This is a genomic window from Nisaea sediminum (assembly GCF_014904705.1).
Lineage (GTDB): Bacteria > Pseudomonadota > Alphaproteobacteria > Thalassobaculales > Thalassobaculaceae > Nisaea > Nisaea sediminum.
In genome coordinates this window covers 147,898-164,727 of record NZ_JACZCQ010000005.1, presented here as the reverse complement: position 1 = coordinate 164,727, position 16,830 = coordinate 147,898, and the positions used below count along the sequence as shown (strand labels likewise).

Genomic DNA, 16,830 nt, shown 5'->3' with positions numbered 1-16,830 from the left:
ACACATTGATTTGCGGCCCGCTCGCCCACGCAGTGCGAGACATCAATGACGGATTTCGCCCTCGACCGCAGCGACACGAATACCGGTGTCGATGAGACGGCACGGAGAAAGGGGCTTGGCGCGCGCATCAGCACGAAGCTCGTCGTCTCCGCCGCCGCGACCACCGCCCTTGTCTTCGCGGGGCTGCTGATCGCCATCTTCCAGATCTTCTCGATGGTCTCGGTCCAGGAAGAGGCGCGCGCCGCACTTCTCCGGGCCATGAACCAGGACCTGCGCGCCGAGGTCATGAAGCTTCAGCAGGCCTATTTCGAGATCCCGCGCCGCCTCGAAGTCAATCCGGCCGCAGAATTGCAGGTCTGGGCGCTGGAAAACGGTGCGCGGGAGGAGATCCATACGGGGCGGGATGCGATCGTCGCCCGCTACAAGCAGCGGAAGCAGCGCCGGGACGTTCAGAAGGCCGGCGCCTTCGCGGTAGAGCCATTCGAGGGTGGAACCGCCGTCTCCTTCGGCATTTTCGAGAGCGGCGAATATACTGAAGCTGTCCGCGAACTCCGCATTCCCGGCATCACCCCCGATGAGGCCGAGCGAAAGATCGAGGATCTGTTCAATTCGGGCGGCGTGGAGCAGCGCGTCGCACTGCTGAAAGGGCAGCTTGCCGACGAAGCGCTGGCGGCCGAGCAGGTGCGCAACGCCCTGATCGAGGAGAATGAGAAGATCCGCGCCACGGAGGAGGAGCTTGCCGCCTTCGCAGAGCGTGCCCGGGCGCTGCTCGCGGCCTTCGCCGTGGCCGGTACCGTTCTCTCCATCGTCGCCGCCTATTTCACGGGCCGCAGGATCGTCACCCGGCCGCTCGAAAGGGTGACACAGGCGATCCGGGCGGTCGCGTCGCAGGAGGCGACAAACGTGCCCTATCTCGAACGCTCGGACGAGATAGGTACGATCGCCCGGCGGGTCGATCAGTTCCGGACCGTGCTCGAGGAGAACGCGCTTCTGCAGGATCGGACCGTCGCCGCGCATGAGGCGCAAGCCGCCGAAGTGGCGCGCCGCGAGGAGGTGCTCCGCGCCTTCGATACGGAGATCAACCGCATTCTCGCCGAGGTCGCAGAGGCGACGCAGCGGATGGAAGAGGTTACGCGGCAAATGCGGGAGGCGGTTTCCGGAGCGGCGGAAAGCGCGGAGACGGCGCGGTCGGCCTCCGGAACCGCAGCGAACGGTGCCGGCAGCGTGTCTGAAGCGGCGGCTTCCCTGGATCAGTCGATTGCGGCGCTCGGCCGTGTTATCGACGAAGCGGCGGTCTCCTCGGCAGAGGCCTCGCAGCGGGCTGAACGGACAACAGCGACGGTCGCGCAGCTGACCGATCTCGCGGCCGAGGTTGACGGCTTCGTCGACATCATCAGTTCCGTCGCCCACCAGACCAATCTCCTGGCGCTGAATGCCACCATCGAAGCGGCCCGTGCGGGAGAAATGGGCAAGGGCTTCGCGGTCGTCGCGGGAGAGGTCAAGTCGCTTGCCGGGCAGACCGAGGACGCGGCGCAGCAGATCTCGCGTCAGGTTGTGGAGATGCGCGCCGTCATCAACGCGGCGGCGGGCGCCATTGCCGAGGCGGCGGAGAGCGTTGCCGCGATCGACAGGAACGCCCGCGAAGCTGCCGGCGCCATGCAGGCACAGACGGAGGCGACCCGCGCGATCGCGCACAGCGCCGACAGTGCCGCGGAAGCCTCCAACAAGGTCAATTCAGGCATCGCCCGTCTCGCCGCGGCGACAGGCAAGAGCGAGGAGGTCGCTGAGGAGGTCGATGCGACATCCGAGGCGCTGAGCGCTCTCAGCCGCCGGCTCCGCAGCCTGAGTTCCGACTTCTTCCGCGATATCCGGACCAGCCCGGCGGAATAAATCCGGACTAGAGGAAGTCGCGCGGGACCGATTCCTCGAAATCTTTCTTGAAGATCAGCGCGCCGCTTTCATAGGCCTCGATCCGGCCTGTGACATGGAAGTGCGTCGCATCGCCGGTGAGCGTGCAATAGGTCTCCGTTGCGACCTGCCAGTCGCCGCGCGAGAGCTCCTGGCTCCAGTGCGTTTCCATTCGGGCGCTGAGAGGATCTCCCGGTTGGATCGTATAGAGCTCGCGGGCGATATGTCCGGTGGTCAGATCCAGCTCGACGATCCTGTCACGGCCGAAATCGTCGAAGATCTCGATCCGCTGAAGGCCGCTTTCCACGTCGGTGATCACCGTCCGCGTGTTTGTCGCAGGGCGCAGAATTTCTTTCTCCAGCGGAGGCGCGGCCTCGGCCTCTTCGAAAGGCTCGTAGGGAGCAGCCTGGGCGTCTGGGAGCCGCGCCGGCAGGGTGAGTGCACTTGTCCCCGTCGTCAGGGTCAGCGTCGCGGCCTCGGGTGCGGGCCAGATCATCGGCCAGTAGCTGGTCGAGAGCGCGAGCCGGATGCGATGTCCCTCCGGCACCGCATAGGCGACGTCGTCGAGCTTGAGACGGATGCGGTAGGCGAGCCCCGGCTCGAGCGCTTCCGGCGCCTCGTGGCTGTTCCTGTGGGTCAGGTTCAGCACGCCATAGGTGATCCGGGTCGAGGTGCCGTCCGGCGCGACGTCGTTCAGACGCGCGATCAGATGCGCGACCGGTTTGTCGCTCGCGAGTTCGAGGTCGAGTTCCGCGGCGCCGAGAATTTCGACAGTTTTCTCCAGCGGCGCCGTGTCGAAACAGAGGGATCCGGCATCGTCGACGCGCTGGTCGGTCGGGCCTTCGGGGCCGAGCCAGATCATGCAATATTCGCCGCCGGCCTGTCCGACGGTTTCGGGCGAGCGCACGGTCGCCGTCCCCTCGGTCTCTGCCGTTGTCGAGAGACGTCCGTCCGCCAGGTGAAAGCGCGCAGGCGTCACGTTCGGCGAGGGCCAGGCGGGTTCGGCGCACCAGCGGCCGTCGCGGACCGCGTAGGCGGCCTTCGGCGGCACGGAGGCCTGCATGTAGACCCGGAGCATGGGATCGGCCGCGACGCCGCGGTCGATGCCCTTCAGCCACTGGTCCCACCAGCGCAGCGCCTCCTGCAGGAAGCCGATGGCCGGGCCCGGCACGGCGAAATGCGGATATTTGTGCAGCCAGGGGCCGATGATGCCGCGCCGGAAGCCGGTGAGCTTCTCCAGCATCCGCGGCACCGCGTTGCTATAGGCGTCGGACCAGCCGCCTACCGCGAGGACGGGAATGCCGACCTTCTCGTAATCCTCGCAGATCGAGCCGTGTTTCCAGAACGCGTCACGGGTCTGGTGCTTCAGCCAGTTGGCGATCAGCAGCGGCTCCGCCTCAAGCCGCTTCAGCCAGGTCTCGCGCCAGCTCTCGCCGACGAGGGCCGGGTCCGGCGGGCGGGACGAGTAGGAGAGCATGGTCGAGGACCAGCCCATATTCTCGGTCAGCATGGCTCCGCCCTTGTAGTGGATATCGTCGGCGTAGCGGTCGTCCGTCGAGCAGAGCGTGATGACGGCCTTCAGGGCCTCGGGCTGGCGGAAGGCGACCTGCAGTCCGTTGAAGCCGCCCCAGGAGATCCCGATCATGCCGACGGCGCCGGAGCACCAAGGCTGCGCGACCAGCCAGTCGATCACCTCCAGGCAATCGTCCTGCTCCTGCGGCAGGTACTCATCCTCCATGATCCCGTCGGACTCGCCGTTGCCGCGCATGTCGACACGGATCGCGGCATAGCCGTGACCGGCAAAATAGGGATGGGTGAGGGCGTCGCGCACCGAGGTGCTGTCGCGCTTGCGGTAGGGAAGATATTCGAGGATCGCCGGGACGGGGGCCTGCTCCGCACCCTCCGGCAGCCAGATCCGGGCCGCGAGGCGGCAGCCGTCGGTCAGCGTGATCCACGTATTCTCTATTTCCCGCACCTGGTGCGGGAACTGGCCGACGGTCTTCATCGGATGCGCCTCTTTCTTAGTGGTCGGCCGCCTTCAGCACGCGGCCCTGCTTCGCCAGCTCCGCGCGCTCCGCGAGCAGCTTGTCGAGCCAGTCCGGATCCATCTCCGGTACGGACGAGAGCAGGAGATCGGTATAGTCGTGGTGCGGCGGCTTGAACATTTCCGCTTTCGGCCCGTGCTCGACCACCTTGCCCTGATACATCACCACCACCTCGTCGGCGATCGCGCGGACGGTGGCGAGATCGTGGGTAATGAACATGTAGGCAAGCCCGAGCTCGTCCTGCAGGCGCTGCAGCAGCTTCAGGATGTCTTCCGCGACGAGTTGGTCCAGTGCCGACGTGACCTCGTCGCAGATGATGAGCTGGGGCTCGGCGGCGAGGGCGCGGGCGATGCAGATCCGCTGTTTCTGTCCGCCGGAAAGTTCCGTCGTCAGGCGGTCGATATACTCGTCCGGATCGAGTTCGATCATGGTCAGCAACTCGCGCACTCTTTCCTCGAGCTGCTTGCCGGAGAGGCCGAGATAGAAACTCACCGGGCGGCCTATGACGTCGCGGATGCGCTGACGCGGGTTCAGCGCAGTGTCGGGCATCTGATAGATCATCTGCATGCGGCGAAGCTGGTCCTTGCCGCGTTGCTTGTAGCCGAGCGGCATCTCGTCGCCGGCATAGCTGACCGCCCCGCTCTTCGCCGGAAGCAGGCCCGTAATGACACGGGCAAGCGTGCTCTTGCCCGAGCCGGATTCGCCGACGACGGCCACGGTGCGCTTGCGGTGGATATCGACAGAGACACCATGCAGCACCGGCACGTCGCCATAGGCCGCGGTCACATTGTCGACCTTGAGCAACGGCTGCTCCCCGGCCGGTACGGGATGTTCCGGGCGCCGGAAGCTGCGCACCGAGAGCAGGTCGCGCGTGTAGTCCTCCTTCGGGGAGGCCAGCATCGCCCGGGTCTCGCCCTCTTCGACCAGGTTGCCGTGGCGCAGCACCATGATCCGATCGGCCATCTGGGCCACCACGGCGAGGTCGTGTGTGATGTAGATCGCCGCCGTGTCGAAGGCCTCGACCGCATCGCGGATCGCCGCCAGAACCTCGATCTGGGTGGTGACGTCGAGCGCCGTTGTCGGTTCGTCGAAGATGATCAGGTCCGGTTTGCAGGACATCGCCATCGCAGTCATCGCGCGCTGCAGCTGCCCGCCGGAAACCTGGTGCGGATAACGCATGCCGATGCCGTCAGGATCCGGAAGCTGGAGCCGGGCAAAGAGGGCTTTCGCTTCTTTTTCGGACTCGGCGCGGCTGCTCAGCCCGTGCTGAACCGGTGCTTCGGTGAACTGGTCGATCAGCCGGTGCGCCGGATTGAAGGCCGCCGCCGCGCTTTGCGCGACATAGGCGATGCGCGCACCCCAGATCCTGCGCTTCTCGTCCTCCCCGGCCTTCGCGAGGTCGGTGCCGTCGAAGACGATCTCGCCGCCGGTGATGCGGCAGCCGTCGCGGGCGAAGCCCATCGCAGCGAGACCGATGGTGGACTTGCCGGCGCCGGACTCGCCGATCAGGCCGAGGACCTCTCCCTTGTGCAGGTCGAGATCGACGCCGTGCACGATCTCGTTCCAGTGGTCGCCGCTCTGGCCCTCGATACGCAGCCCGCGGATGCGGACGAGGATATCCCTGTCGCTATGCTCGCTCATTCCTTCAATCCGCTTGCTTTGTGGAGGAACCAGTCGACGACGAAGTTCACCGCGACCGTCAGCAGCGCGATGGCCCCGGCCGGCATCAGCGGCGTGATGTCGCCGAAGGTGATGAGGGTCGCGTTGTCGCGAACCATGGAGCCCCAGTCGGCGGTCGGCGGCTGGATGCCGAGGCCAAGAAAGCTGAGGGCGCTGATGAAGAGGAAGACGAAACAGAAGCGCAGGCCGAACTCCGCCACCAGCGGCGGTAGGGCGTTGGGCAGCACCTCGCGTGTCATGATCCACCAGAGACCCTCGCCCCTGAGGCGCGCGGCCTCGACATAATCCATCACGACGATCCCCATGGCCACGGCCCGGGCGAGACGGAAGACGCGGGTCGATTCCAGCACCGCGATGACCAGAACCATGTTGGTGATCGAGGTGCCGACGATGGTCAGGACGAGAAGGCCGAAGATCAGCGCAGGAATCGCCATCAGCACGTCCACCACGCGGGACATCAGCTGGTCGACCCAGCCCGAGATTGTTGCCGCCAGAAAGCCGGTGACGGAGCCGAGGAGGAAGGCGAGCGCGGTGGTCAGAAAAGCGATGCCGATCGTGTTCCGCGCCCCGTAGATGAGCCGGGTGAGCATGTCGCGGCCGAGGCTGTCGGTGCCGAGCACGAAGCCTTCACCCCAGGGCTCGAACTCAGCCCCGACGATTTCGGTCTCGCCGTAGGGCGTGAGGACCGGAGCGAAGATCGCGATGAAGCTGTAGCCGAAGATGATGAAGAGCCCGAACAGCGCCGTCGGCGGCGCGCTTCGAAGCAGTCTGAGAGTGGCGTCCATGTTCTCTCCTCCCTCAGCGCGGATGCAGCAGGCGCGGGTTTGTCAGGATCGACAGGATGTCCGCGAGCAGGTTGAGAAGGACGTAGGTCCCGGCGAAGATCATGGCCGAGGCCTGCACCACCGGAAGGTCCCGCTTCGATACCGAGTCGACCATGAGCTGGCCGAGCCCCGGATAGACGAACACCACCTCGACGACGACCACGCCGACGATCAGGTAGGCGAGGTTGATCACCACCACGTTGATGATCGGCGCCAGCGCGTTCGGCAGGGCGTGCTTGACAATAATGCGGGCGCGGGAGAGCCCCTTCAGGTTCGCCATCTCGATATAGGGGCTGGCGAGCAGGTTGATGATCGCGGCGCGGGTCATCCGCATCATGTGCGCGACCACGACGAGAGTCAGGGTCAGTGCGGGCAGCAGGACCTTGTAGACTTTTTCCCAGAATGGCGTGGCGTCGCTGATATTGGCGATCGACGGGAACACGGGATAGGTCACCGCGAGAAAGAAGATCAGGATGTAGGCGACGAAGAATTCGGGGAAGGAGATCGAGCTCAACGTCACAACGTTCACCGCGCGGTCGTAGAAGGAATAGCGGTAGAGCGCCGCGAGGACGCCGAGCGTGAGCGCCAGAGGCACGGAGATCGCAGCAGCGGTCACGGCGAGGAACAGTGTGTTGCCGAAGCGCAGGCCGATCAGTTCGGAAATCTCGCGCTTGTTGGCCAGTGAGCGGCCCATGTCGCCCTGGAGCATGTTCCAGAGCCATTCGACATAGCGGATGTGCGCCGGCACATCGAGGCCGAGCTCGCGCCGGAAGGCGGCCACGGTTTCGGGAGTCGCGCTTTGACCGAGGATTTCCTCGGCAATATCGCCCGGCAAAAGCTCGATGCCGAGGAAGATGATCAGCGAGACGACGAAAAGCGTCAGGAAGCCCAGCGCAAAGCGCTGGGCCACCATTTTCATGATCTGAGCCATGGAACTCTGTTCCGGATCGTCGCGGGTTTACGCGAAGGACCAGCGTTCCGCGAACTTGGCGCCGTCGAGCTCCCAGTTGCCGGCCATCTGCTCGGACGGCAGGATCTTGTCCGAGGCCGCGAAGACATAGTTCGCGAACATCGGCACGACGACACCGCCTTCGTTGCTGACGATTTCCTGCATCTCGTAATACATCGTCCGGCGCTTGTCGCTATCGAGCTCGGCGCGGGCCGCGAGAAGCAGCTCGTTGAACCGGTCGTGCTTCCAGAACGTGTCGTTCCAGTCCGCACCGGCCGCATAGGCGGTCGTGAACATCCAGTCCTCGGTCGGACGGCCGCCCCAGTAACAGGCGCCCCAGCCCTTCTTCATCCAGACGTTCGACCAATAGCCGTCGTTCGGCTCGCGCACGACCTCGATATTGATGCCGGCCTTGGCCGCATGCTCCTTGTAGAGCACGGCGGCGTCGACCGCGCCCGGGAAGGCGGCGTCGGCTGCGGAGAGCTGGATGACGGTGCCGTCCATGCCGGCCTTCTTGAAGTGGAACTTCGCCTTGTCCGGATCGTAGCTGCGCTGCGCCAGACCGTCGGCATGATACTGGTTGGTCGGGCTGATCGGGTGGTCGTTGCCGATCACGCCGTGGCCGCGCAGGATCTTCTTCACCAGTTCCTCGCGGTCGAGCGCGTATTTCAGTGCCAGCCGCAGCTCGTTGTTGTCGAACGGCGCCGTATCGGTCCGCATTGGGAAGGTGTAGTGCTTGTAGCCCACCGTCTCCATGACGTTGATGCCGGGCTTGCGTTTCAGCAGGTGCACGGTCTTCAGGTCGGCGCGGTCCATCATGTCGATTTCGCCGGTGGTCAGCGCGTTCTGGCGCGCCGCGAGATCGATGATGGTGATGAATTCGACCTGGTCGAAATGGGCCCGGTCGGACTTGAAGTAGTTCTTGTTCTTGTTCGCCATGAAGCGGACGCCCGGCTCGTAACTCTCGAGCACGTAGCCCCCGGTGCCGATGCCTCCGGTCGGATCGATCTTACCGTCCTTCGACGGCTTGATGGCGATGTGATAGTCGCTGATGACATAGGGGAAATCGGCATTGCCGGATTCCAGTTCGATCACGACCTCATTCTTGCCGTCGGCCTTGATGGACGTCACCTGCTTCAGCAGGGACTTGGCCGGCGATTTCGTGTCCTCGCCCATGTGGTACTGGATGGAGGCGATGACGTCTTCCGCCTCGAGGCTCTTGCCGTTGTGGAACTCGACGCCCTTGCGCAGCTTGAAGCTCCAGGTCTTGGCGTCCGGCGAGGCTTCCCAGCTTTCCGCCAGTTCCGGCTTCACGCCCCCGGTGTGATCGACTTCGCCGAGATGGTTGAACAGCGTGTAGTCCATCGAGAGGGAGAAACCGTTCTCCCAGGTCGCCGGGTCGAGGGAGTCGGTGGTCGAACCGTGGCCGATGCCGGCGCGCAGATGGCCGCCCTTCTTGGCGGCATAGGCCTTGCGGCCCATGAGTGCGGACGTGGATGCGGCCGTGATGCCGAGCGCGGCCGTGCCGCCGAGGAAACCACGGCGGGAAACATCGGCGGACAGCGGTGCTGCCAGCTTCTTGTTGGATGTCATGAGAGCCTCCTGTTTGCTCACTTTTTGAGGCGCCATGCATTTTTGATTGCTTTGTTTGGCACCGATTGGGTCGCGACCGACCGCATATTCGACGGGTCAATAGTACGGGAAGTCGGATTTAAATCAACAATGTCGCTTGGGGTTTCGCGCAGGACGCGAGAATTGCCGGGAGTTCAATTCGATGGCGGCCCGGCCCCGGCCTGTTGTAAGGAAGGGCCCGGAATCGCTCGGAAGGGGTCGCATGTCGCGCAAATCGGATCGCACGAAAGTCAGCCTGACGGACGAGGCCTCGCTCTCGCTCATGAAGCGTGTGGTGCGGGAACTCGTCCGGCCGTATATGGCCCGGCTTTTCCTTGCCCTGATCTGCATGGTCCTCGTTGCCGGGGCGACCGCGGCCTCCGCCTGGCTGATGGATCCGATGGTGAACAAGATCTTCATCGAGAAGGATCTGTCGGTGCTATGGCTGGTCGCCGGCGCCGTGATCGCCACCTTCTTCGTGAAGAGCGTGGCGACATACGCCCAGGAAGTTCTGGTCGGCTATGTCGGGCAGCGCGTCGTCGCCGATACCCAGGCGCGGCTCTACCGGCACCTGATAAATCTCGACCTCGGACTTTTCCAGGACCGGCACAGCGGGACGCTGATCTCGCACTTCACCTTCGACATCAACACCATGCGCAACGCAGTCGCCAATGCGCTGGTCGGGCTCGGGCGGGACAGTCTCTCGGTGATCTTCCTGGTCGCGGTAATGTTCTATCAGGAGTGGCTTCTCGCCTGCATAACCTTCGTCGTGGCGCCGCTCTCGGCCTATCCGATCCGCCAGCTCGGCAAGCGCATGCGCCGGGTCTCCGCGGAGACGCAGCAGGAGATGGGCTCGATGACGACGCTGCTGACGCAGGGCTTCCAGGGCATCCGGATGATCAAGTCCTACGGTCTCGAGGCACATCAGGCGGGCCGGATCCAGCAGCTCGTCGAGCGTCTCTTCAAGCTCAATTACAAAGGCGTCAGGGTGAAGGCGGCGCCGCAGCCGATCATCGATTTTCTCGGCGGGGTCGCGGTGGCCGCGGTCATTCTCTATGGCGGCGCACGGGTGATCGAGGGGCAGACCTCTCCGGGCGCGTTCTTCTCCTTCATCGCCGCGACGCTGATGGCCTATCAGCCGCTGCGCGCGCTCGGCAAGATCAACACCAACCTGCAGGAAGGTCTCGCGGCGGCCCAGCGGGTCTTCGCCCTGCTGGACCGCAAGTCCTCGATCCGCAACGCGCCGGACGCGAAGCCGCTCCCGCGCATGGCCGGTTCGGTGGTGTTCGACGATGTCCGGTTCTCCTACGAGGCCGGCGAGGATGCGGAGCGGGACATTGCGCTGAGAGGCGTCAGTTTCGAGGCGCCGTCGGGCAAGGTAACCGCGCTGGTCGGCCCGTCCGGTGCCGGCAAGAGCACGGTCTTCTCGATGATCCCGCGATTCTACGACCCGGCGAGCGGGACGGTGCGCGTGAACGGCGAGGATATCCGGACCGTGACCCTTGAAAGCCTCCGGGAGGCCCTCGCGATCGTCAGCCAGGACGTGGTCCTGTTCGACGACAGCGTGATCAACAACATCCGGTTCGGGCGGCTCGACGCCAGCGACGAGGAAGTCCGCGCGGCGGCGCGGGCGGCGGCGGCGGACGAGTTCATCTCCGCGATGCCGAACGGCTACGAGACGGTGATCGGCGAGCAGGGTACCAAGCTCTCCGGCGGCCAGCGCCAGCGCCTCGCGATCGCCCGGGCGATCCTGAAGGACGCGCCGATCCTGCTGCTCGACGAGGCGACCAGCGCGCTCGATACCGAGTCCGAGCGGCAGATCCAGAGAGCGCTGAACGAGCTGATGAAGGGCCGGACGACGCTGGTCATCGCGCACCGTCTCTCAACGATCCAGCATGCCGACGTGATTCATGTCTTCGACGCGGGCAAGGTGGTCGAGAGCGGCAACCATGCGGCCCTGATCGCGAAAAGCGGGCTCTATGCGCATCTGCACGGCCTGCAGTTCGGGCCGGCGGATCACGCGGCCAAGGCGGGGGAATAGGCGTCCCGCGTCAGTCCGGCCAGCGCTTGTGGACCCAGAACCACTCGGCGGGCCTTTCGCGGACCCATTCCTCGATCACCGACGTCGCGGCCTGCGTGAGGCGCCTGACGTCTTCCGCGTGATCTCCGGTGTCCGGCTTTTCAATCGGCGGCAGGACGCTCAGCCGGAAATGCGCACCGCCGAGCCGTTCGATCCGGGTCGGGACGACATCGCAGCCGAGCTTGAGCGCGAATTCGGCGAAGGCACTGGGCGTCATCGCCTCGCGGCCGAAAAACGAAACCGGGATCCCCTCGCGCAGTTTCTGGTCGATCAGCATCGCGACCGGCCGGTCCTGTTTCAGAACCCGCAGCAATTCGCGTCCGGCCGAAGGTCCCTTGGCGATCAGGCTCATCTGCGGATGCGTCAGGCGGTCCTCGAACACTGAGGCGAGATAGGGATTGTTCGGGCGGCGGTAGACGGAGCTCAGATAGACGCCGTGAAGGGCGCCGACGATCGGCATGATCTCCCAATTGGCGAGATGCGCCGAGACGAAGATCGCCGGCCGCGGATTGCCGGCGAACGCCTCGATCATGTCGGTGCCGCGAATTTCGACGCGCCGGCCGGCCTCGCGCGCGATGGTCACATGATGGGGGTATTCGCCGGCCGTCCGTCCGAGATTGTCCCACATGCCCGTGAGGATGCGGCCGATCCCGGCATTGTCCTTCTCCGGGAAGGCGCGTTCGAGATTGCGGCGCGCGACCTTGTGCGCGGGCAGCAGGGGCCCGATACCGCGCATGACGGCGCCGCCGAGCCAGGACGAGAAATCGAGCGGCAGCTGGCGCAGCAGGACGAGCAGGCCCCGGACGAGCCAGGCTTCGAGCCGGAAGCGCAGTTTTTTCAAAGGATGAACGGTCACGCAGCCCTAGTAGCGCATGGCCGGGCACCGTGCCAGCGGATTTGACCTCGCTCGGTGCCGGAACCGGAGGCTGCCGGGCAGCCTCCGGTCGGGTTCGAGGTTACTCGGCGGCCTCGGCCGGAATGTCGATGATCTCGCCGCGGCCCGGATAATCCTTCGCGATCACGAAATCGAGGGCCTTCAGGATCGCGCCGAAGTCCGGCCGCGCGAACGGCATGGTCTGAACCGTGGCGAAATACAGCTCACCGTTCGGCCGGATCAGGAAAAGACCGGGTTCGACGAACAGGTTCGGTTCCTCGATGCCGACCGAGGTCTTGCCACGGCCGGAGGAAACGTAAAGTCCCCACTCGCGCGCCTTCCGCAGCGTCAGGCCGTAGCCCATGGTCAGATTCTCGATCTTCCAGTCTTCCTTGGCCTGCTTGGCGCGCGCCTCGTCGTCGCTGGAGAGCACGATGACCTCGACGCCACGTTCCCTGAAGTCGGCGAGCTTGCGGTCGAGGTCCTTCAGGTAGTTGCCGCAGATCGGGCAATGCAGGCCGCGATAGACGACGACCATGGTGAAATTTTCAGGCTTGGAGTCGGCAAGGCTCCAGGTGCTGCCGTCGAGAGTCGGGACCGACAATGCGGGAACCGGCTTGCGGGGAAATAGGGGGGTGAGCTGCGACATGGGATGTTCCTTTGGGATAGAGCGTTCAATTGATTATGGAACATTCATTCCAAAAAACAACAAGGACATAGCTGCGAAAACGGAACGGGTCTCGTCCGCGCAAAGGAAGTGAGGACTGGAGTGTTCGGAGGGAGGTGTTACTCGGCCGCTGCCGGCAGGTCCGGTTTCCGGTCTTCGAGCACGGACATGGCGCTGTCCACCACGTCGCGGAGGGTCGCGACGTCCGCATCGGCGCGGGCGAGCACGCGCAGCCCGTTCGTCGTTGCCGTCAGGAACCGGGCCAGGGCGCGGATATCCTGACCGGCGACGAGTTCGCCGGCCTGCTGGGCCCGTAACAGGGCGCGATAGAAGGTATCCTCGACCCGGGCGAAGCTCTTGCGCAGGGTCTCGCCGATCACGGCGTCGTGCGGCGCAAGCTCGACCACGGAATTCGTGATCAGGCATCCGAGCTCGCGCCCGTCGCCGACGGAGAATTCGACGAGCCCTTCGAAATAGGCCCTGATGCCCGTCACCGGATGTTCGGCTTCGCTGACTTTCTTCAGCCGTTCGGTGCTGACGCTGGAAATGTAGTGCTGAACGGCGGCCTGAAAGAGGCCGCGCTTGTCGCCGAAGGTATCGTACATCGAGCCCCGGTTGATCCCGGTCGCCTCGACCAGATCCTGCACGGACGTCGCCTCGTATCCGCGGCGCCAGAATGCCCGCATCGCGTTTTCCAGGACTTCTGCCCGGTCGAACTCTTTCTGTCTTGCCATGAGGTTAGGATGATCTCTGAGCGGGGATTGTCAAGAACCGGCGGAACACTCGTTCTTACATGCGCCCGGTGTCACTAAAAACACCTTAATAGTCCAAACAATATCGCGTGAGTCAGCCGCCGCGACCGATGAAATCGAGTATAGCCCGTGCTCGGACAATGACTATGCCTATTGCCGAAAGAGGTCTGGTGCGGATGTGTCACCGCTCGCAGAAATCTAGCGCTGATCTGTTTGGCGCAGCCCGGTCTGCCGGAGCGCTTTCCCAGAGCGCGATCGAGGCACTGACCGCGATGTTGAGGGAGCGCAGGCCGTGCCGCATGGGAATCAGCACCCGCGCGTCGGCGGCGGCGTGAATCTCGTCCGGAACGCCGGCCGATTCCCGTCCGAAGAGGAGAGTATCGCTTTCGGAAAAACTGAATTCCTGCAGAGGGTCCGCCGCTTTCGTGGTTAGCAGAACGAGGCGACCGGACGTCCGGTCGTCCTTGAAGCGCTCCCAGGAGATGTGCCGCTTCCAGTCGACGTGATCGACGTAATCCATGCCCGCGCGTCGCATCCGCGCGTCGCTCAGGGCGAAGCCGCAGGGTTCGATGATATCGACCCCGACGCCGAAGCAGGCTGCAAGGCGCAGGATGGTTCCGGTATTCTGAGGGATATCCGGTTGATAGAGCGCAATTCGCACGGTTCGACGCCTATTGCTCGCGAGAGGTTAGGGAGACTTTGCAATTGGGTTCAGGGGGTAGTATAGGACGGAGCAATGACGTCGGAGCAGGCTAGAATTCCTGCCGGTCGCGCGCGACCTTGTGTCGCACTCACCGCGGTGGGGGACGGGATAAGTTCCCTGTCGAATTAAAAGTGGGCGAGAGGTGCTGAATTACAATGGCTGAGATGGAAGAAGGCGCGACACGGCGCGACTTTATCAACGTCGCCAGCGGTGCCGTCGGTGCGGTTGGCGCCGCGGCCGCGGTATGGCCGTTCATCAACCAGATGAACCCTGCTGCCGATACGCTGGCCCTCGCGAGCACGGAGGTTGATCTCTCCGCGATCGAAGTGGGCATGTCGATCACCGTGGTCTGGCGGGGCAAACCGGTTTTCATCCGGCACCGCACGGCGGAAGAAATCAAGGAAGCCGAGGATGTCGATCTCGGCGATCTGCCGGATCCGACCCCGGATGCGCAACGGGTCGAGAAGCCGGAATGGCTGATCCTCGTCGGCATCTGCACCCATCTCGGCTGCGTGCCGCTCGGCCAGAAGACGACCGAGCCGCGCGGCGATTACGGCGGGTGGTTCTGCCCTTGCCACGGCTCTCACTACGATACCTCCGGTCGGATCCGCAAAGGCCCGGCACCGCAGAATCTGCATGTGCCGCCTTACGAGTTTACCGGCGACGCCGCGATTAGAATCGGTTGAGGGGGCTGATCGATGAGCACTGCTAACTTCTCCAATCCGGTTGTCCGGTGGATCGACCACCGCCTGCCGATCTTCAGCTTCCTGCATCACGAAGCGCACGAATATCCGACCCCGAAGAACCTCAGCTACTGGTGGAACTTCGGCTCGCTCGCCGGGATCATGCTCGTCATCATGCTGGTGACCGGCATCACGCTTGCGATGCACTACACGCCGCATGTGGACTACGCCTTCGCCTCGGTCGAGCGCATCATGCGCGACGTCAATTCCGGCTGGCTGATCCGCTACATCCACATGAACGGCGCCAGCTTCTTCTTCATCGCCGTCTACATCCACATCTTCCGAGGCCTCTATTACGGTTCCTACAAGGCGCCGCGCGAGCTGCTCTGGATGCTGGGCGTCGTGATCATGCTGCTGATGATGGCCACCGCCTTCATGGGCTACGTGCTTCCCTGGGGCCAGATGAGCTTCTGGGGCGCCACCGTCATCACCAACCTGTTCTCCGCGATCCCGGTCGTCGGCGACAGCATCGTGACCTGGCTGTGGGGCGGCTTCTCGGTCGACAACCCGACCCTGAACCGGTTCTTCGCCCTGCACTACCTGCTGCCGTTCGTGATCTTCGCGGTCGTCGTGCTGCACATCGTGGCGCTGCACCGCTTCGGCTCGAACAACCCGCTCGGCATCGACGTGAAGGGGCCGCAGGACACCATTCCGTTCCACCCGTACTACACGATCAAGGACATGTTCGGCCTCGCCGTCTTCCTGATCCCGTTCTGCGGGTTCGTGTTCTTCGCGCCGAACTTCCTCGGGCATCCGGACAACTACATTCCGGCCAACCCGCTGGTCACGCCGGCGCACATCGTTCCGGAATGGTACTTCCTGCCGTTCTACGCGATCCTGCGCGCGATCCCGGACAAACTGCTCGGCGTGCTGGCCATGTTCGGCGCCATCGCGGTGCTGTTCATCCTGCCGTGGCTCGACCGTTCGCCGGTGCGCAGCGGCAAGTTCCGCCCGGTCTTCAAGATCTTCTTCTGGCTGCTCTTCGTCGACTGCGTCCTGCTGACCTGGCTCGGCGGCAAACCGGCGGAAGGCACCTATGTCATCGCGGCCCGCTTCGCGACCGCTTACTACTTCTTCTACTTCCTGATCGCGCTGCCGCTGCTCTCGATCTTCGAGACACCGAAGCCGCTCCCCAAGAGCATCAGTGAGTCCGTTCTAGGCGGTGCCGGCGGACCTGCCGCAGCACCGGCTGCCGCGAAGGAGAAAGCATAATGGGTATCAAGTCTCTGATCGCGGCAACCGCTACCGTCGCCGTTCTCGCTCTCGGTGGAGCACAGCCGGCGAACGCCGCCGGTGAAGCCGTTGTCCTGCCGAAGCAGGATTGGTCGTTCAACGGTATCTTCGGAACGCTGGACCGGGCTGCGGCCCAGCGCGGCCTGCAGGTCTACCGGGAAGTCTGCTCGACCTGCCATTCGCTTGACTATATCGCCTTCCGCAACCTGACCGATCTCGGGTATTCGGAGGACGAGGTGAAGGCGATCGCGGCGCAGTACGAGGTCCAGGACGGCCCGAACGACGAAGGCGAGATGTACACCCGTCCGGGCACGCCCGCCGACCGTTTCCCGGCGCCGTTCGCGAACGAGAATGCGGCGCGCGCCTCCAACGGCGGCGCCCTTCCGCCGGACCTCTCGCTCATCGTCGATGCGCGGGCCGGCTTCGAGGACTATGTCTACGGCGTGCTGACCGGTTACGAGGAAGTTCCGGCCGGCGTCACCCTGATGGCGGGGATGAACTACAACAAGTACTTCCCGGGCCATCAGATCGCCATGGCGCAGCCGCTCTATGCCGATGGCGTGACCTATGCCGACGGCACCAAGGCCAGCGTCGAGCAGATGGCGAAGGACGTGACCACCTTCCTCGCCTGGGCTTCCGAGCCGAACATGGAAACCCGCAAGCAGACCGGCATCGCGGTGATCCTGTTCCTGATCGTGCTCTCCGGTCTGTTCTACGCCTCGAAGCGGAAGATCTGGGCCGACGTGCACTGATCCCGCTAA

14 protein-coding genes are annotated in these 16,830 nt (G+C 64.3%); 5 read left to right on the top strand and 9 right to left on the bottom strand.

Annotated features, from left to right (window positions below; translation table 11 throughout):
• The first annotated feature begins 45 nt into the window (after positions 1-45).
• Positions 46-1,890, top strand: a complete 1,845-nt coding sequence (locus IG122_RS11280; protein ID WP_193183536.1) for a methyl-accepting chemotaxis protein — start codon at positions 46-48, stop codon at positions 1,888-1,890.
• Positions 1,891-1,897: 7 nt separating this feature from the next.
• Here IG122_RS11280 and IG122_RS11275 read toward each other — a convergent pair whose 3' ends face one another.
• Genes IG122_RS11275 through IG122_RS11255 form a run of 5 tightly spaced genes read right to left on the bottom strand, consistent with a single transcriptional unit; the run spans position 1,898 to position 8,999 of the window.
• Positions 1,898-3,913, bottom strand: a complete 2,016-nt coding sequence (locus IG122_RS11275; RefSeq protein WP_193183534.1) for a CocE/NonD family hydrolase — start codon at positions 3,911-3,913, stop codon at positions 1,898-1,900.
• A gap of 16 nt (positions 3,914-3,929) precedes the next feature.
• Positions 3,930-5,594 (bottom strand): ABC transporter ATP-binding protein, encoded by a 1,665-nt coding sequence (locus IG122_RS11270; protein WP_193183532.1) that lies wholly within the window; start codon positions 5,592-5,594, stop codon positions 3,930-3,932.
• The gene (locus tag IG122_RS11265; RefSeq protein ID WP_193183530.1) at positions 5,591-6,418 is read right to left on the bottom strand and encodes an ABC transporter permease; all 828 of its coding nucleotides are present in this window, start codon (positions 6,416-6,418) and stop codon (positions 5,591-5,593) included. The genes IG122_RS11270 and IG122_RS11265 overlap by 4 nt, the downstream gene beginning before the upstream one ends.
• 13 nt (positions 6,419-6,431) lie before the next feature.
• The gene (locus tag IG122_RS11260) at positions 6,432-7,388 is read right to left on the bottom strand and encodes an ABC transporter permease (protein ID WP_193183527.1); all 957 of its coding nucleotides are present in this window, start codon (positions 7,386-7,388) and stop codon (positions 6,432-6,434) included.
• Between the two features lie 27 nt (positions 7,389-7,415).
• Positions 7,416-8,999: an ABC transporter substrate-binding protein gene (locus IG122_RS11255; protein WP_193183525.1), complete on the bottom strand. Its 1,584-nt coding sequence runs from the start codon at positions 8,997-8,999 to the stop codon at positions 7,416-7,418.
• Between the two features lie 241 nt (positions 9,000-9,240).
• Between IG122_RS11255 and IG122_RS11250 the strand changes: the two genes are divergently transcribed.
• Positions 9,241-11,058 carry an ABC transporter ATP-binding protein gene (locus IG122_RS11250; protein WP_193183523.1) on the top strand — a complete coding sequence of 606 codons (1,818 nt, stop codon included), beginning with the start codon at positions 9,241-9,243 and terminating at the stop codon, positions 11,056-11,058.
• Between the two features lie 10 nt (positions 11,059-11,068).
• On the opposite strand, the gene IG122_RS11245 is transcribed toward IG122_RS11250, so the two are convergent.
• From IG122_RS11245 to IG122_RS11230, 4 genes are all read right to left on the bottom strand, one after another.
• A complete protein-coding gene (locus IG122_RS11245; protein ID WP_193183520.1) occupies positions 11,069-11,938 on the bottom strand; it encodes an LpxL/LpxP family acyltransferase in 870 nt (289 codons plus the stop codon).
• 115 nt (positions 11,939-12,053) lie between these two features.
• The gene (locus IG122_RS11240) at positions 12,054-12,620 is read right to left on the bottom strand and encodes a peroxiredoxin-like family protein (protein ID WP_193183518.1); all 567 of its coding nucleotides are present in this window, start codon (positions 12,618-12,620) and stop codon (positions 12,054-12,056) included.
• A 137-nt stretch (positions 12,621-12,757) separates the two neighbouring features.
• A complete protein-coding gene (locus IG122_RS11235; RefSeq protein ID WP_193183516.1) occupies positions 12,758-13,372 on the bottom strand; it encodes a TetR/AcrR family transcriptional regulator in 615 nt (204 codons plus the stop codon).
• A 199-nt stretch (positions 13,373-13,571) separates the two neighbouring features.
• On the bottom strand, positions 13,572-14,051 hold the full coding sequence (locus tag IG122_RS11230) for a tRNA (cytidine(34)-2'-O)-methyltransferase (protein ID WP_193183514.1): 480 nt from the start codon (positions 14,049-14,051) through the stop codon (positions 13,572-13,574).
• Between the two features lie 197 nt (positions 14,052-14,248).
• On the opposite strand from IG122_RS11230, the gene petA reads away from it, so the two are divergent.
• Genes petA through IG122_RS11215 form a run of 3 tightly spaced genes read left to right on the top strand, consistent with a single transcriptional unit; the run spans position 14,249 to position 16,821 of the window.
• Positions 14,249-14,779 (top strand): ubiquinol-cytochrome c reductase iron-sulfur subunit, encoded by a 531-nt coding sequence (gene petA / locus IG122_RS11225; RefSeq protein WP_193183511.1) that lies wholly within the window; start codon positions 14,249-14,251, stop codon positions 14,777-14,779.
• Between the two features lie 12 nt (positions 14,780-14,791).
• The gene (locus IG122_RS11220) at positions 14,792-16,048 is read left to right on the top strand and encodes a cytochrome b (protein WP_193183509.1); all 1,257 of its coding nucleotides are present in this window, start codon (positions 14,792-14,794) and stop codon (positions 16,046-16,048) included.
• The gene (locus tag IG122_RS11215) at positions 16,048-16,821 is read left to right on the top strand and encodes a cytochrome c1 (protein WP_193183508.1); all 774 of its coding nucleotides are present in this window, start codon (positions 16,048-16,050) and stop codon (positions 16,819-16,821) included. Before IG122_RS11220 ends, IG122_RS11215 begins: the two co-directional genes overlap by 1 nt.
• Positions 16,822-16,830 lie beyond the last annotated feature (9 nt).

What these genes read in the sequence shown, in the direction of transcription:
- IG122_RS11265 (WP_193183530.1), bottom strand. Translation starts at nt 6,418, where the DNA reads ATGGACGCCACTCTCAGACTGCTTCGAAGCGCGCCGCCGACGGCGCTG.
- petA (WP_193183511.1), top strand. Translation starts at nt 14,249, where the DNA reads ATGGCTGAGATGGAAGAAGGCGCGACACGGCGCGACTTTATCAACGTC.
- IG122_RS11280 (WP_193183536.1), top strand. Translation starts at nt 46, where the DNA reads ATGACGGATTTCGCCCTCGACCGCAGCGACACGAATACCGGTGTCGAT.
- IG122_RS11240 (WP_193183518.1), bottom strand. Translation starts at nt 12,620, where the DNA reads ATGTCGCAGCTCACCCCCCTATTTCCCCGCAAGCCGGTTCCCGCATTG.
- IG122_RS11235 (WP_193183516.1), bottom strand. Translation starts at nt 13,372, where the DNA reads ATGGCAAGACAGAAAGAGTTCGACCGGGCAGAAGTCCTGGAAAACGCG.
- IG122_RS11215 (WP_193183508.1), top strand. Translation starts at nt 16,048, where the DNA reads ATGGGTATCAAGTCTCTGATCGCGGCAACCGCTACCGTCGCCGTTCTC.
- IG122_RS11260 (WP_193183527.1), bottom strand. Translation starts at nt 7,388, where the DNA reads ATGGCTCAGATCATGAAAATGGTGGCCCAGCGCTTTGCGCTGGGCTTC.
- IG122_RS11270 (WP_193183532.1), bottom strand. Translation starts at nt 5,594, where the DNA reads ATGAGCGAGCATAGCGACAGGGATATCCTCGTCCGCATCCGCGGGCTG.
- IG122_RS11255 (WP_193183525.1), bottom strand. Translation starts at nt 8,999, where the DNA reads ATGACATCCAACAAGAAGCTGGCAGCACCGCTGTCCGCCGATGTTTCC.
- IG122_RS11250 (WP_193183523.1), top strand. Translation starts at nt 9,241, where the DNA reads ATGTCGCGCAAATCGGATCGCACGAAAGTCAGCCTGACGGACGAGGCC.
- IG122_RS11220 (WP_193183509.1), top strand. Translation starts at nt 14,792, where the DNA reads ATGAGCACTGCTAACTTCTCCAATCCGGTTGTCCGGTGGATCGACCAC.
- IG122_RS11275 (WP_193183534.1), bottom strand. Translation starts at nt 3,913, where the DNA reads ATGAAGACCGTCGGCCAGTTCCCGCACCAGGTGCGGGAAATAGAGAAT.